2 protein-coding genes are annotated in these 545 nt (G+C 69.9%); both read right to left on the bottom strand.

The features are described 5' to 3' along the window. On the bottom strand, window positions 1-342 hold a 342-nt coding region (locus IE258_RS40920), incomplete at its 3' end, for a DUF742 domain-containing protein (RefSeq protein ID WP_189750855.1). Further along, window positions 342-545: roadblock/LC7 domain-containing protein (locus IE258_RS40915; RefSeq protein WP_506417444.1), on the bottom strand; the 204-nt coding region annotated here is incomplete at its 5' end. The genes IE258_RS40915 and IE258_RS40920, both read right to left, overlap by 1 nt.

Raw genomic sequence — 545 nt, 5'->3', positions numbered from 1 at the left:
CTTCTCGAGGGTCGCTCTGTCAACGTTCTGGGCCCGGGGCGGCTCGGCCCGGCGGAGCAGATGCCCCTGTTCCGATAAATCGGTGAGCAGCAGCCGGGCCACCCCGACGGGCAGGCCGAGGTGGCCGGCCACCTCGGCCACCGACAGGTAGCCACCCGAGCACAGCTCCCAGATCGCCCTCACCTCGGGGCCGGCCCCGAGCGGCAGCGTCCGCCCGGGGGCCAGCGTGACGAGGGTGTGCAGCGCCAGTTCGTCCGAGGACGGCAGGCTCCGGCCGCCGGTGATGACGTAGGAGCGGACGAAGTCACTGGTGACGGGTGATTCCTCGCCGGGACCCGTCATCAGCCGACACCGTTGTCCGAGCGGGGAGCCACGCTCATGGCCTTGTTCAGCGCCGTCACCGTCTTCTGCATACGGAACGACATGGCCTCCATGTCGACGTCCACCGCCGCCGAGACCGCCAGGTAGGAGCCCTGCCCGGCCGCGATGAGGAAGATCCAGCCACCGTCGTACTCCAGCAGCGTCTGCTTCCAGATGCCGTGCCC

The organism is Streptomyces tendae, assembly GCF_014650435.1.
Classification (GTDB): Bacteria; Actinomycetota; Actinomycetes; order Streptomycetales; family Streptomycetaceae; genus Streptomyces; species Streptomyces tendae.
Note: the sequence above shows the minus strand (reverse complement) of the source record. Positions and strands in the feature narration are given on the sequence as shown.